The following is a 13,601-nucleotide window of genomic DNA, read 5'->3' on the forward strand; positions in this document are numbered from 1 at the left end:
CGCGGTTGTCAGGCAGCATCCCGCTCCAGCGCAGCACGTTGGTCGCGACTGACCACCTCCGGCTCGCGCAATGGACGACCGCTGGCGTCGAAGAATGGCGTGGCGCGCTCGCGGCGCAAGCGAACGCCGATGATGCCGGCGAAGATGCGCAACGCGCCGGTAATGAAGGCGAGCGGCGTGGCGCTGACCGGCGCGGTGGCTGACTTGTTGCTCAGCACGATCCGACCGGGCGGCCCAAACGCCTTGTTCGCCACCTCCGGCGCAGCATCGAAGCAGGCCGTCACGAGGCCCGCGTAGGGGATCTTCGGTTCGCGCGGCGTATTGCCGAGCGGCGTGCGGCAGCAGGATGCGTACCAGCGCAGCAGTCCGTTCGGACTGAGCGACATGCAGACAATGTGCTCGGAGCCGGCAGTGAAGCGCACGGCTGCCGGTGCCATCGCGACGATGTCGGTGCCGCCGCTGGCATCCAGCACGCCCGGCTGCCCCAGGAAACGTGCGTAGGCACGACAGTCCTTGCAGTAGCAGGTTGCCCGCGTGTAAGCACGGCTGGTGTCCATCTCGCCCATCACCGCCCCGCAGCGACATCGCAATTGCATCGTCTTGCCTGAGGTCTCCATCAAAAAATCCCTCTCCTTCCGGACCGGCAACTCTAGCATTGGCCCTGTCCGCTATCGGCCAGAAGCGGCCATGTTGGGTCGCGCCGTCATCCATCCAGTTCGCGCAGCCTGCGCTCGATGAAGCGCCGCTGCGGCGCCTGCCGCGTCAGTTCCAGCGCGCGCAGGTAGGACGCACGTGCCTGTGCGGTTCGTCCCAACCGTCGGCACAGGTCGGCATGTGCCGAGTGCGCCAGCAGGTATTGATGCAGTTCGCCACGCGCAAGCAAGGCCTCGACCAGGGCCAGCCCCGCGGCAGGCCCGTCGCGCATCGCCAGCGCGGCGGCACGGTTGAGCTCGACCACCGGCGAGGGGTCGGCACGCAGCAGCAGTTCGTAGAGCGCGACGATCTGTGCCCAGTCGGTGTGCTCGGCGCTCGCGGCGGCGGCATGGATCGCGGCGATCGAGGCCTGCAGGCTGTACGGGCCAAACCGGCGCGACGCGCGGATCCGCTGCACCAGCGCCAGCCCTTCGGCGATCAACGGTCGGTCCCACAGGCTGCGGTCCTGCTCGTCGAGCAGCACCAGGTCGCCGCCGGCGGTCGCGCGCGCCGGCCGCCGCGACTCGTGCAGCAGCATCAGCGCCAGCAGCCCCAGCGTCTCCGGGTCGGGCAGCAGTTCCACCAGCAACCGGCCCAGGCGGATTGCCTCGCAGCAAAGATCGTGGCGCGTCAGCGACTCGCCCGACGTCGCCGCGTAGCCCTCGTTGAAGACGAGGTAGATCACCTGCAGCACGTTGTCGATGCGCTGCGGCAGCTCGTCTCGGGACGGCACCTGGTACGGGATTTGCGCCTGGCGGATCTTGGATTTTGCGCGGACGATGCGCTGCGCCACCGTCGGCGCGGAAATCAGGAACGCACGCGCGATCTCCTCGGTGGTCAGGTCGCAGACTTCGCGCAGCGTGAGGGCGACCTGCGCATCGGCGGACAAGGCCGGGTGGCAGCAGGTGAAGATCAGGCGCAGGCGGTCGTCCTCCACGTCCTCGTCGAGGGCGGCGCCGTCACCGATGTCGCTGTAGAGCCGGTCGGCGATCTGCGTCAGCGATGCGTCGAAGCGTGCGCGCCTGCGCAGGCTGTCGATCGCCTTGAAGCGCCCGGCCGACACCAGCCAGGCGCGTGGCTGCTCCGGTACACCCTGCAGCGGCCATTGCTCGATCGCGGCACGGAACGCGTCGTGGAGCGCCTCCTCGGCGAGGTCGAAGTCGCCGAGGAGGCGGATCAGCGTGGCCAGAACACGGCGCGATTCGAGCCGGTAGACGGCGTCCAGCCGGTCGCGGACCGGGTCGCCACTGCGGTCGCCGAGGTCGCTCACGCAGCTACCGCTCGAACTCCATCACCGGCCGCACCTCGACGCTGCCGAACCGCGCCGACGGGATGCGTGCAGCGATGCGGATGGCCTCGTCGAGGTCGCGCGCCTCGATCAGGAAGAAGCCGCCCAGCTGCTCCTTGGTCTCCGCGTACGGACCATCGGTGGTGGAGGTGCGGCCCTGGCGGACCCGCACGACGGTCGCGCTGCTGACCGGTAGCAGAGCCTGGCCACCGAGCAGGTGGCCGCTCTGGCCCAGTTCGTCGGAAAGGGCGAAGTACTCGCCGAGGATGGCGTCGACCTCGTCCTTGGGCATGGCGTCGAACAGCTTCTCGTCGTCGTAGATCAGGCATGCGTATTTCATTGTCGGCTCCTGTGAGGATTGCGCCGGGGCGCGGCAGGGGCGGCCCGTTCGCGCCGCCTACCGGATAGTCGTCCGCGGGGGCCTGGATTCGACATCCCGGTCCGGGCGACTACTACGTCAGCCCACGCACACCGCCACGATTGCCGCCAGCGCCGGCAGCGCCTGGACGAAGAAGATGCGGCGATTCACCGTGGCCGCGCCGTACACGCCGGCCACGACCACGCAGCCGAGGAAGAACAGCGCCACATCGCTGCGATGTCCCGCGATCGACCACACCAGGCCGGCGGTGAGGAAACCGTTGTACAGCCCCTGGTTGGCGGCGAGCACCTTCGACTGTTCGGCCTTCTCGCGCGACTGGCGGAAGACCTTCAGGCCCAAGGGCCGGGTCCACAGGAACATCTCCAGCACCAGGAAGCCCAGGTGCAGCAGCGCCACCAGCGCGATCAGTACCACTGCGAGCAAGGGCATGCCGCTTCCTCCATGACGTCAGCGCGCAGCTTACGCCGGCCGCCCGGCCTTCACGACGAGCTCGAATCGTCGGGCAGCGTGCGCTGCGCACGGATCACCTTCCAGGCACCGAAGGTCAGGCCCAGCGCCACGGCCATGCCGGCCACGAACACCAGCCGCGAGCCGAACACCGACAGCGCCTTGTGCAGCCAGACGAACGTCAGGTCGCCGCCGCGATAGACCACGGTGTCGATGACCGCCTTGGCCTTGTAGCGCGATTCGCGGTCGACGCGGGTGTAGATCGTCTCGCGGCCGGGCTTGGCCAGCGAGAACTCGCCGGCGCGCGTGGCCACCTGCACCATCGCCACCAGCAGCGGCACCGGCGACAGCGCCAGCATCGCGTAGCCGCCGAGAATGGCGAAGGCCGGAATCAGCAGCGTCGGCCCGACCCCGTACCGGCGCAGCAGGAAGCGGGTGAGCAGCAGTTGCACCAGGATGGTCACGGTGTTCACCGCGCCGTCGATGATGGAGTAGTAACGCGTCGCCGCGCGTGCGTCGGGGTAGAACGCCTTCACGATCGCCGCCTGCTCGTTGTAGAGCAGCGTGCCGACGCCGACGCCGAAGAACACGGTGATCGCCAGCGCGCGCAGCAGCGGCCGCTGCCACACCAGGCGCAGGCCGGCCACGATCGAGCCGCCCATGGCGGCCTCGCCGTCGACGCTGCCTGTGAGCTGCTCGCGCCGGATCGCCCACTTGCGCAGTTGCAGGATGCACAGCAGGCACACCGCCAGGAAACCGGCCGACACCAGCAGCAGGTTGGCCACGCCCAGCGTCCCGACCAGGCTGCTCGTCAGCAGCGGGCCGACCAGCGCGCCGATCGTGCCACCGGCGCCGATGTAGCCGTACAGGCGCTTGGCGTGATCGTTGTCGAACACGTCGGCCATGAAGCTCCAGAACACGGCCACCGCGAACAGGTTGAACACCGCCACCCAGATGAAGAACACCGCGCCGCGCCCCGGCACGTCGTGGTCGAAGGCCCAGTAGAAACCCAGCAGGCAGGCGATGAAGACCAGGTACACCGCCGGCAGGAAGACCCGGCGCGGGAAGCGCGACACCAGCGCCCCATACACCGGCTGCAGCAGCACCATCGTCAGGAAGGTGCCGGTGAACAGCACCTGCAGCGTGAAGTCCTTCAAGGCGAAGCCGTGCGCAGTCGCCCAGTCGATGCTGGCCTGCGGAAATACCGTGGCGATGTCGCCCGAGGCACCCATGGCGTCGCGGACCGGGCGCAGCACGTAGTAGCCGCACAGCAGGCAGAAGAAGTACAGCAGCGACCACCACAGCGGCGGCGACTCGCGCAGTGCGGCCTGGAAGCTTCGCAGGTGACCGCCGCGGCCACCCATGCCCCGGCCATCCATGCCCCGGCCACCTTGGCCCGGGCCGTCAGTGACCGCGCCCTCGCCGTGCCCGCCTGTCGCCATGTTCCGGTGTCCTCGCGGCCGGCCGGCGCGCTGTGGGTTGGGCGGATGATAGGGGAGCGCCCGACAAGGCGTGAAGTTGCCGCGGGAGCGGCCGCAGGCGCGGTCGCCGGGCCGGCCCGGCCCCGCACCGTCGGGCGGGAGCATTTGCTCTAATGGCCCCCCTTACGGTCGCTCGGCTGTAGGGCAGTCTCCACGGGCAAGGCGCAGGCAACGTGTTCGATTACATCATCATCGGTGCCGGCTCCGCCGGCTGCGTCCTCGCCAATCGCCTGTCCGCCGATCCCGACGCCCGGGTGCTGCTGGTCGAAGCCGGCCCGCGCGACAGCCATCCCTTCATCCACATGCCCGCCGGCCTGGCCAAGCTGGTCAACAACAAGCGGGTCAACTGGGATTACCACACCGCTGCCGAAGCGCAGCTCGACAACCGCGTGCTGTGGTGGCCGCGCGGCAAGGTGCTGGGCGGTTCCAGTTCGATCAATGCGATGTGCTACACCCGTGGCGTCGCCGGCGACTATGACCAGTGGGCCGCGCTCGGCGCCGATGGCTGGGACTGGAAGTCGGTGCTGCCCTACTTCCGCCGCAGCGAGCGCAACCAGCGCGGCGCCGATGCGCTGCACGGCGACGAAGGCCCGCTGTACGTGTCCGACTTGCGCTACAGCAGCGCGTTGTCGCAGGCGTTCATCGAGGCCGGCCAGCAGGCCGGCTATCGGCTCAACCGTGATTTCAACGGCCCTGCGCAGGACGGCTTCGGTCTTTACCAGGTCACCCAGAAGGACGGTGCGCGCTGCTCCAGCGCGGTGGCTTACCTCGATCCGATCCGCGAGCGTCGCAACCTGACCATCGTCACCGGCGCCCAGGTCAATCGCATCACCTTCGAGCGCGGTCGCGCCAACGGCGTGATCTACACCTCCAGGGGCCGCGCCTTCCACCAGCCTGCGACATGCGAAGTGTTGCTGTGCGGCGGCGCCATCAACTCGCCGCAGCTGCTGATGCTGTCGGGCATCGGCCCGGCCGCGCAGTTGCGACGCAATGGCATCGACGTCATCGCCGACGCGCCTCAGGTTGGCGCGAACCTGCAGGACCATCTCGACATCTGCACGCTGCAGCACGCCACGCAGCCGGTGACCTACGACCGCCTCAACGACGCCAAGGTCGCCTTCGACTACTACCTGCGCGGCCACAGCGGCGTGGGCAGCAGCAACATCGCCGAGGCGGGCGCGTTCGTGCGCTCACGGTTCGCGCCCGACGAGCGTCCTGACATCCAGTTGCACTTCGTCCCGGCGATGCTCGACGACCACGGGCGCCATCGCCTCAAGGGCATCGGCTACACCGTGCATGCGTGCTTCCTGCGTCCACTCAGTCGCGGTCGCATCACCCTGGCCAGCGCGCGCGCCGGCGACAAGCCGCGGATCGAGGCCAACTACCTCAGCGATGCCGAGGGCTTCGACATGAAGATGATGGTCGAGTGCGCCAGGCTGTCGCGCGAACTGCTGGCGCAACCGGCGTTCGATGCCTATCGCGGCGCGCCGATCTTTCCCGCGCGCAACGATCTCGACGATGCCCAGCTGATGGAATTCATCCGCGCCAAGGCCGAGACCATCTACCACCCGGTCGGCACCTGCCTCATGGGCCACGACGATGCATCCGTGGTTGACCCGCAGTTGCGTGTGCGTGGCGTCGAGGGCCTGCGCGTGGTCGATGCATCGGTGATGCCGACGCTGATCGGCGGCAACACCAACGCGCCGACGATGATGATCGCCGAGCGCGCCGCCGACTTCATTCGCGGTAGCTGATCGGCAGGGGCATGGTGGTCCGGCGTTCATTTTGCGCAGCGTGGGCGCGGGCAAAAATCTGAACAGGTGCCAGCGCGACCCACGAAATGAGATGCCCGGCACTTATCCCAGTCAAATCAGTCCGGTGAGCCCCATAGCTGCCACAACCCCTGAGATCGGAGCTAGAATCGGGCCGGATCGCAGCACGAACAGGCGCTCAGGGCCATGAATACCAATAATAAGAAGCGCTCCCGCGCCCTCCCGCGACTCGGGGCCATCGCCCTGCTGCTGCCGTTGACCCTGGGCTCGACTGCACAGACCCCGTTGCACTGGAACCCGCAGGCGAGCACGCCCAGCGTCGCGGCGCAGGGCAGCGTCACTGTCGCCGCCCGCACTGCACCGATTCCGCCGGCGCCGCCGCTCGCAGCCGGTTTCGATGTCCGTCAGTTCGAATCGATGGCGCAGCAACTGGTCGCCGGCCAGCGCGTTCCCGGCCTGGCGATGGCACTGGTGCACAACGGCCAGATCATCAGCGCGCGCGGCTACGGCATCACCGACGTCAGCCATGCCAGCGCGGTCGACTCGCACACCGTGTTCCGCCTGGCATCGCTGTCGAAGAGTTTCGCCGGCACGATGACCGGACTGCTCGTCAACGACGGCTCGTTGCGCTGGGACAGCAAGCTGGTGCGCTACCTGCCAAGCTTCCAGCTCAGCGATCCGTCCGCGTCGCAGCAGCTCACCGTCGCCGACCTGCTCAGCCATCGCGTCGGCCTGACCCACAACGCCTTCGACCGCGATCTCGAGCGCTTCGCCGACTACCGCACCCTGACCCAGAAGCTGGCGTACGCGCCGCTCAAGTGCGCACCGGGCACCTGCTACAGCTACCAGAACATCGCCTTCAGCCTGATCGGCGACGTGGTGTTCGCGGCCACCGGCGACTTCTATGCGCAGGAAGTGCAGCGTCGCCTGTTCAAGCCGCTGGGCATGAACGACGCCAGCCTCGGCCTGGAAGGCATCCAGGCCAGTCCGAGCTGGGCGCGTCCGCATGTGCGCGGTCGCGGCGGCTGGGTGTCGACAATGCCCAAGTCGACCTACTACCAGGTGCTTCCGGCCGCCGGTGTCAACGCCAGCGCCAGCGACATGGCGCAGTACCTGCTTGCCCACACCGGCCATCGCCCGGACGTGCTGCCTGCGCCGCTGCTGGCGACGCTGCACCAGCCGCTGGTCGACACCCCGAGCGAAATGCGCGGTTCGTCCTGGCGCCGGCAGCGCCTGACTTCCGCCGGCTACGCACTGGGCTGGCGCGTGTACGACTACGGCGGCCATCGCATCGTCTTCCACGGCGGCGCGGTGCAGGGCTATCGCGGCATGATCGCGATGGTGCCCGACCGCGACTTCGGCGTCGCCGTGCTGTGGAACAGCGAGAGCTCGCTGCCTTCCGGCCTGGTGCCGACCATCCTCGACCGCGCGCTGGGCCTGCCGGCGCAGCAGTGGCTCGATGACGACATCGACGAGACCCTCTACGCCGACGCCGCACAACCGGCCTCGCCGAACGCACCGGGCAGCCAGGCGCAAACGGCCAGCTCCGCTCCGCGTTGATCGCCTGCGTCGTCCCGGCGATTGCCGGACGACGGACCCTTCGCGGCAGCGTCCGACACCGTCATCCCGGCGCACGCCGGGATCCAGGCTCACAACACGTCAGCCCACTCACCGTCATCCCGGCGAAAGCCGGGATCCACGTTGACGCTGCACGTGTGCGGTGACGCAAAGGCACCCGGCCTTCGCCGGGATGACGGAACTGAAACGGTGACGGCCTGGATCCCGGCGTGCGCCGGGATGACGTGCCCGTAGGCATTCGCCGAATGATGGAATCCGGGGCGACGCATGTTTCCGCATCCCCAAAAAAAACTCTCCCCCCGCCTGGGCTGCGGGGAGAGAGCTGGATTACGGCAATCGGGACTTTCTTATTTAGATCATCGGTGCCGGGGTGGCCGGCATCGCAGCAGCAACAGCCTTCTTGGCCGACTTGCGACGGGCCGCCTTCTTCTTGGCAACCTTCTTCACGGCCTTCTTGGCAGCCGACTTGCGGGCACCGGCCTTCTTGGCGGCCTTCTTGGCAACCTTCTTGACGGCCTTCTTGACGGCCTTCTTGCGGGCGGTCTTCTTGGCTACGGCCTTCTTGGCAACCTTCTTGGCGACCTTCTTGCGAGCGGTCTTCTTGGCTGCTGCCTTCTTGGCGACCTTCTTGACGGCCTTCTTCACTGCCTTCCTGCGGGCAGCTACCTTCTTGACGGCCTTCTTGACGGCCTTCTTCACTGCCTTCTTGCGGGCAGCTACCTTCTTGACAGCCTTCTTGGCTACCTTCTTGGCAGCTTTCTTGGCAGCGGGCTTCTTCTTCGCAGCTTTCTTCATGGCCATGGGATGGCTCCTCGTCAGTGGTTGATCAGAGATTGATCAGTGGTCTTGCAGGTCTATAAAGCCCAGTAGAACTTGCCGAACTAGTCGGGTGCGGCCAGGCCGATGGAGCCGGTCTGTCCGCGCCCGGGCCGCGGGAGTCGGACCCGCGTGCAGCCGCCGACGCGCAACGCGCGCCGGTACGGATGAGGTGCCCACCAAGCGGCGGGCAAACAAAAACCCGGACCGCCGAAAGCGAGCCGGGTTGGATGAAACTCGATACCTGCGCCTTTGCGAAAACCCGTTTCGCGAAGGAAACGATCCCTGCTTCCACCGTGTCGACTGCCCGGTCGGAGGTTCGTTTTGTACCGCGAGTTGTTTCTTTGTTCGTACTCACTCGCTTCCGCAGGAGACGTCTGCTGGGCGAAACCTAATCACGGTTTTTCATACTGTCAACACATTGGCCGATTTTTTTTCAGGCCGCCGCGGCACCCGACCCGGCCGGTCGTCGCCGACAGCGACTCGTCGCGACGCATACGCGTCGCGCGTCGCTCGCCGGTATCGCCAGAATGTTTTTCTGAAACTGCTTTATTTAAGGGGTTTGCGAAAACAGAAACTGGTGCATGCGCGATTGGCGACGCGCTCGCGCGCCTTCCGCATGCCGATCGAAACGCGCTCCGCGGTCGGGCAAACACCCCCTGTCGGAAGGTGCATCGAGGCGCGCCGGTTTCGCGTCGCACAAGCCGATTTGCGCGAAAGTGCGCGAACTTTTCCGGTGCTCGCGGACCGCGCTTCGGCGTCGGTCGAAGCGGTTCGACGTCGCCGACGAAGCATCGTTGGAGTTCGCGCGACCGCTTCGACTCACCCTGCCGACGTCGCCATCGAGGTGCGTGCGACGTCCTTCGACCTGCGTTCGCGGGACTGCCAACATCCGTTCGGGATGTCGGCACGAGTGCGCCGGCGGGCATGGCACCGGAGGCTGCGAATCACCTCATCGTCACTTTCCGAACTCGACTGCGAGGCTTCGGACCGGCCATGTCGGCGACGCTGTCCTCCACTGCGGGCTGGCGACCGAAGCGCAATGCCATGGGTCCCCGCCTTCGCGGGAATGACCTGCGGCGCGGATGCCGCCCGCTCGGGCGCAATCACGATGCCGCGCTCGGAAACGCAAACCGGCCGCACGTGGCGGCCGGTGGCGGGATCGGTCGTGCATCGCACGACCGCCTGTTGCTCGCCACCCCTGCAGGGTGGCGAGGCGGTGACTCAGCTGTCTTCTTCTTCGAGCAGCTCGGCGTAGTCGTCCGGTGCCAGCAGCTCGTTGAGCTGGTCGGGCTCCTCGATCGCGACGGTGAAGATCCAGCCTTCGCCGTAGGCATCCTCGTTGATCGTCTCGGGCTTGTCGGCCAGCGCCGCGTTCACCGCGGTCACCTTGCCGGTCACCGGCGAATAGACATCGGAAGCGGCCTTGACCGATTCCACCACGGCACAGGCGGTACCGGCCTCGACGCGGTCGCCGACATTGGGCAGCTCGACATACACCAGGTCGCCGAGCAGGCCCTGTGCGTGGTCGGAGATGCCGATCGTGACTTTGCCGTCGCCTTCGACGCGTGCCCACTCGTGGGACTTCATGAACTTCAGATCGCCGGGAATTTCACTCATGACTGGCCTCGAACTTTGCGGGGGCTGCTTGGGGACGGCGCCTAGTTTACCGACGCGGAAGCAACATGCGAGAGGTGGGGGACGAAAGGATCGGCTCGGCCAGAATCATGCCGGGTCTCATCGGCCTCATGCCGGTCGTGCCGGGCGCTGCCTGTGCCGTCACCCGACCGGCATCGAAGCCCTGCCCGCCGACCACTCCGTCCCGGCGGCTCAGCCGAGCACGCCGTCCTGGGCCTTGCCGTCGCGCACGAACGGGAACTTGACCACGCGCACCGGCACTTCCTTGCCGCGGATGTCGACGCGGACGTTGCCGGCGGTGCCCAGCGGGATGTCGCCGGCCGGCACGCGCGCGAAGGCGATCGCCTTGCCCAGCGTCGGCGAGAACGTGCCCGACAGGATCTCGCCCTCGCCGTGGGCGGTGAGCACCTTCTGGCCGTGGCGCAGCACGCCCTTCTCGTCCATCACCAGGCCGATCATCTGGCGCGGCGCGCCGGCGGCCTTCTGCGCCTGGAGCACGTCGCGGCCGATGAAGTCGCGGCCTTCGTCGAGCGCCACCGTCCACGCCAGCGCGGCCTCAAACGGCGAGACGTCGTCGTCCATGTCCTGGCCATAGAGGTTCATGCCCGCTTCCAGGCGCAGCGTGTCGCGCGCGCCCAGGCCAGCGGGCTTCACGCCCGCGGCGAGCAGCTCGTTCCAGAAGGCGACGGTCTGGTCCTCCGGCACAACGACCTCGAAGCCGTCCTCGCCGGTGTAACCGGTGCGGGCGACGAACACGTCGGTGCCGCCCTGGGTGCGCGCCTGCGCGGCGGCGAACTTGCCGAGCCTGGCGACGGCGGCACGGTCGTCCTCGCGCAGCAGGCCGAGCACCTTCTCGCGCGCGGTCGGGCCCTGCACGGCGATCATGCCAAAGTCGGGACGCTCGGTGACGGTCACGCCGAACGCCTTGGCCTGCTCGCCGATCCACGCCAGGTCCTTGTCGCGCGTGGCGGCGTTGACCACCAGGCGGAAGAACTCCTCGTCGCGGAAGTAGATGATGAGGTCGTCGATCACGCCGCCGCGCGGGTTGAGCATGCAGGTGTACAGCGCCTTGCCCGGCACCTTGAGCTTGTCGACCGAGTTGGCGACCAGGCGGCGCAGGAACTCGCGCACGCGCGCGCCGTTGAGGTCGACCACGGTCATGTGGCTGACGTCGAACATGCCGGCGTCGCTGCGCACCAGGTGGTGCTCCTCGATCTGCGACCCGTAATGGATCGGCATGTCCCAGCCGCCGAAGTCGACCATCTTGGCGCCGAGGGCGCGGTGGGTGTCGTTGAGGATCGTCTTCTGGGTCATGGCTCGTGGGGTCTTGTCAGGGGCGAGCCGGTGATTATCTCACCTGAGGCGATGTGCCTGCAGGCCGGCCCGGCTGCCCTCACCCCAAACCCGCACCCCGGCCCGAGCGCATAGCGCTCGGGCGTTCGAGGACACGCGAGCCAGTGGCTCGCAAGCAGTGTCCTCTCACCCCGCAAGCGGGAGAGGGGCTTCAAGCGGGGGATTCGCGGACTATTCGCTCGTGCCTTCGTTGTAGCAGCGCACGCGGCTCGGGGCGACACGGACGAACTTGCCGGTGGCGCGGTCCAGTCGCATCGCCCAGCGCGTGGCCGGGAGCATCTCCAGTTCGGCCGCATGGACGGTGCCGGTGTCGATGATCGCGATCAGCCCGGCGTCGTCGACGCCATCGCGCTGGCAGGTGGCGATGACCACCAGTTCGTCGCGGCGCAGGATCGGGTACGGCACCGCATCGGTGATCCGCCAGCGCGGCTCGTCACCGAGGCGATCGACGAACTCCGAGGCGAGCAGTTGCAAGGTGCGGTCTTCGGCGTCGTCGAGGGTGGCGATGCTGCGCGCACAGACCTGGCCGGGCTCGCTGCCCGAGCCGACGCAACTGCCGGTGTTGGACTTCAGTCCGTCCGGCCAGGGCGGCACGATCATGCCGACCAGGCCGGGTTCGGCCGCCGATACCGACGCGGCGATCGCTGCAGTTGCAATGAAACACGACATCGCGAGCAGTGACGATCGCCCCATGTGGTCTTCAGCCTGCGGGCTCGACCTGCAGGCTCATGCCGCGACTGGCGGTGATGCGGACGGCCGAGCCTGCCGGCAGGTCCGGGCCGGTCACTTCCCAGTACGCGTCGGCAATCTGCACGCGACCACGGCCGTTGACGATCGGCTGCTCCAGCGGCACCACGCGACCGACCAGGGCTTCGGCGCGGCGGTTGAGGTTGGGCTGGTCGCTGCGGCGCTCACGGCCGCGAAACCAGGTCCGGTAGACCTGGATCGAAGCGAAGCTCAGCACGATGAACGCCGCGACCTGGGCCAGCACCGGAATGTCGGGGATCAGCAGCACCATCGCGAACACGGCCACGGCGGCAAAGCCCAGCCACAGCATGAACGCTCCCGGCGCCAGCGCTTCGGCCGCGAACAGCAGCAATGCCACCACGGCCCAGGTGAAAACGTGCCAGTTCATGGACGCTCCCCACTGCATGTTCAACCTCCCACGCGCGGCGGCGGCGCGACAGGTGCGCGCACCTGCTGGCGATCGAGCGCTTCCTTGGCCAGCTCGGCGATGCCGGCGAGCGAGCCGATCACGCCGGCCGACTCCATCGGCATCATCACGAACTTCTGGTTCGGCGCCTCGGCCAGCGCCTTGAACGCCTCGATGTACTTCTGCGCGACGAAGTAGTTGATCGCCTGCACGTTGCCCTGCGCGATCGCGGTCGACACCATCTCGGTCGCCTTGGCTTCGGCCTGGGCCAGGCGCTCGCGCGCCTCGGCTTCGCGGAAGGCCGCTTCCTTGTTGCCCTCGGCCTCCAGGATCACCGACTGCTTCTCGCCTTCGGCCTTGAGGATCGCCGCCTGGCGGAAACCCTCGGCCTCGAGGATGTTGGCGCGCTTCTCGCGCTCGGCCTTCATCTGCCGTGCCATCGAATCGACCAGGTCGCGCGGCGGCTGGATGTCCTTGAGCTCGATGCGGTTGACCTTCAGGCCCCACGGGTGGGTCGCCGCGTCGACGGCGACCAGCACCTTGGTGTTGATCTCGTCGCGCTTGGACAGCGACTCGTCCAGGTCCATCGAACCGATCGCGGTACGGATGTTGGTCATCACCAGGTTGAGGATGGCGATCTCCAGCGTCGCCACTTCATAGGCGGCCTTGGCGGCATCGAGCACCTGGAAATAGACCACGCCGTCGACCTTGACCACGGCGTTGTCCTTGGTGATCACGTCCTGGCTGGGGACGTCCATCACCTGTTCCATCATGTTGATCTTGCGGCCGACGCCGTAGACGATCGGGATGAGGAAGTGCAGTCCGGGGTCCATCGTGTGGGTGTACTTGCCGAAACGCTCGACCGTCCATTCATATCCCTGCGGCACCATCCGCACGGTCTTGAACAGCACCACCACGCCTGCCAGCAACAGCACTACGGCCAGAATCGAACCCATGCTTTCCCCTCCCTGTCTGTGGGCCGAGTATAGGCCCAGACCCCCGA

General features: G+C 67.5%; 13 protein-coding genes. 2 read left to right on the forward strand and 11 right to left on the reverse strand.

Annotated features, from left to right (window positions below; translation table 11 throughout):
• Window positions 1-8: 8 nt before the first annotated feature.
• The 5 genes from AC3A3X_RS08960 to AC3A3X_RS08980 all read right to left on the reverse strand — a co-directional run bounded on the left by AC3A3X_RS08960 (window position 9) and on the right by AC3A3X_RS08980 (window position 4,171).
• Window positions 9-656, reverse strand: a complete 648-nt coding sequence (locus AC3A3X_RS08960; RefSeq protein WP_487582677.1) for a DUF6151 family protein — start codon at window positions 654-656, stop codon at window positions 9-11.
• 47 nt (window positions 657-703) lie between these two features.
• Window positions 704-1,963 (reverse strand): RNA polymerase sigma factor, encoded by a 1,260-nt coding sequence (locus AC3A3X_RS08965; RefSeq protein ID WP_487582678.1) that lies wholly within the window; start codon window positions 1,961-1,963, stop codon window positions 704-706.
• A gap of 4 nt (window positions 1,964-1,967) precedes the next feature.
• Entirely contained in the window at window positions 1,968-2,321 is a 354-nt protein-coding gene (locus AC3A3X_RS08970) for a YciI family protein (protein WP_487582679.1), read from the reverse strand.
• 117 nt (window positions 2,322-2,438) lie between these two features.
• The gene (locus tag AC3A3X_RS08975) at window positions 2,439-2,789 is read right to left on the reverse strand and encodes a DUF1304 domain-containing protein (protein ID WP_487582680.1); all 351 of its coding nucleotides are present in this window, start codon (window positions 2,787-2,789) and stop codon (window positions 2,439-2,441) included.
• 50 nt (window positions 2,790-2,839) lie between these two features.
• Complete coding sequence (locus tag AC3A3X_RS08980; RefSeq protein WP_487582719.1) at window positions 2,840-4,171, reverse strand: NTP/NDP exchange transporter; 1,332 nt, start codon at window positions 4,169-4,171, stop codon at window positions 2,840-2,842.
• Window positions 4,172-4,461: 290 nt separating this feature from the next.
• Between AC3A3X_RS08980 and AC3A3X_RS08985 the strand changes: the two genes are divergently transcribed.
• Together AC3A3X_RS08985 and AC3A3X_RS08990 are read left to right on the forward strand one after the other, a co-directional pair.
• Window positions 4,462-6,042: a GMC family oxidoreductase gene (locus AC3A3X_RS08985; protein ID WP_487582681.1), complete on the forward strand. Its 1,581-nt coding sequence runs from the start codon at window positions 4,462-4,464 to the stop codon at window positions 6,040-6,042.
• 204 nt (window positions 6,043-6,246) lie between these two features.
• On the forward strand, window positions 6,247-7,620 hold the full coding sequence (locus AC3A3X_RS08990) for a serine hydrolase domain-containing protein (protein WP_487582682.1): 1,374 nt from the start codon (window positions 6,247-6,249) through the stop codon (window positions 7,618-7,620).
• Window positions 7,621-7,989: 369 nt separating this feature from the next.
• Here AC3A3X_RS08990 and AC3A3X_RS08995 read toward each other — a convergent pair whose 3' ends face one another.
• From AC3A3X_RS08995 to AC3A3X_RS09020, 6 genes are all read right to left on the reverse strand, one after another.
• Window positions 7,990-8,439, reverse strand: coding sequence for a hypothetical protein (locus AC3A3X_RS08995; protein ID WP_487582683.1), 450 nt, complete (start codon window positions 8,437-8,439; stop codon window positions 7,990-7,992).
• A 1,239-nt stretch (window positions 8,440-9,678) separates the two neighbouring features.
• Window positions 9,679-10,074 (reverse strand): glycine cleavage system protein GcvH, encoded by a 396-nt coding sequence (gene gcvH / locus AC3A3X_RS09000; protein ID WP_487582684.1) that lies wholly within the window; start codon window positions 10,072-10,074, stop codon window positions 9,679-9,681.
• A 210-nt stretch (window positions 10,075-10,284) separates the two neighbouring features.
• On the reverse strand, window positions 10,285-11,406 hold the full coding sequence (gene gcvT, locus AC3A3X_RS09005; protein ID WP_487582685.1) for a glycine cleavage system aminomethyltransferase GcvT: 1,122 nt from the start codon (window positions 11,404-11,406) through the stop codon (window positions 10,285-10,287).
• Between the two features lie 210 nt (window positions 11,407-11,616).
• Complete coding sequence (locus AC3A3X_RS09010) at window positions 11,617-12,138, reverse strand: hypothetical protein (protein ID WP_487582686.1); 522 nt, start codon at window positions 12,136-12,138, stop codon at window positions 11,617-11,619.
• 7 nt (window positions 12,139-12,145) lie between these two features.
• Window positions 12,146-12,580: an NfeD family protein gene (locus tag AC3A3X_RS09015; protein ID WP_487582687.1), complete on the reverse strand. Its 435-nt coding sequence runs from the start codon at window positions 12,578-12,580 to the stop codon at window positions 12,146-12,148.
• A gap of 20 nt (window positions 12,581-12,600) precedes the next feature.
• Window positions 12,601-13,554, reverse strand: coding sequence for an SPFH domain-containing protein (locus AC3A3X_RS09020; RefSeq protein ID WP_487582688.1), 954 nt, complete (start codon window positions 13,552-13,554; stop codon window positions 12,601-12,603).
• Window positions 13,555-13,601: the final 47 nt, after the last annotated feature.

Source organism: Lysobacter sp. Soil_N_23 (assembly GCF_057656135.1).

Excerpts from the sequence above, each read along its gene's own strand:
- AC3A3X_RS08960 (WP_487582677.1), bottom strand. The coding sequence starts at position 656 with ATGCTAGAGTTGCCGGTCCGGAAGGAGAGGGATTTTTTGATGGAGACC.
- AC3A3X_RS08970 (WP_487582679.1), bottom strand. The coding sequence starts at position 2,321 with ATGAAATACGCATGCCTGATCTACGACGACGAGAAGCTGTTCGACGCC.
- AC3A3X_RS08975 (WP_487582680.1), bottom strand. The coding sequence starts at position 2,789 with ATGCCCTTGCTCGCAGTGGTACTGATCGCGCTGGTGGCGCTGCTGCAC.
- AC3A3X_RS08980 (WP_487582719.1), bottom strand. The coding sequence starts at position 4,171 with ATGGGTGGCCGCGGCGGTCACCTGCGAAGCTTCCAGGCCGCACTGCGC.
- AC3A3X_RS08990 (WP_487582682.1), top strand. The coding sequence starts at position 6,247 with ATGAATACCAATAATAAGAAGCGCTCCCGCGCCCTCCCGCGACTCGGG.
- AC3A3X_RS08995 (WP_487582683.1), bottom strand. The coding sequence starts at position 8,439 with ATGGCCATGAAGAAAGCTGCGAAGAAGAAGCCCGCTGCCAAGAAAGCT.
- gcvH (WP_487582684.1), bottom strand. The coding sequence starts at position 10,074 with ATGAGTGAAATTCCCGGCGATCTGAAGTTCATGAAGTCCCACGAGTGG.
- gcvT (WP_487582685.1), bottom strand. The coding sequence starts at position 11,406 with ATGACCCAGAAGACGATCCTCAACGACACCCACCGCGCCCTCGGCGCC.
- AC3A3X_RS09010 (WP_487582686.1), bottom strand. The coding sequence starts at position 12,138 with ATGGGGCGATCGTCACTGCTCGCGATGTCGTGTTTCATTGCAACTGCA.
- AC3A3X_RS09015 (WP_487582687.1), bottom strand. The coding sequence starts at position 12,580 with ATGAACTGGCACGTTTTCACCTGGGCCGTGGTGGCATTGCTGCTGTTC.
- AC3A3X_RS09020 (WP_487582688.1), bottom strand. The coding sequence starts at position 13,554 with ATGGGTTCGATTCTGGCCGTAGTGCTGTTGCTGGCAGGCGTGGTGGTG.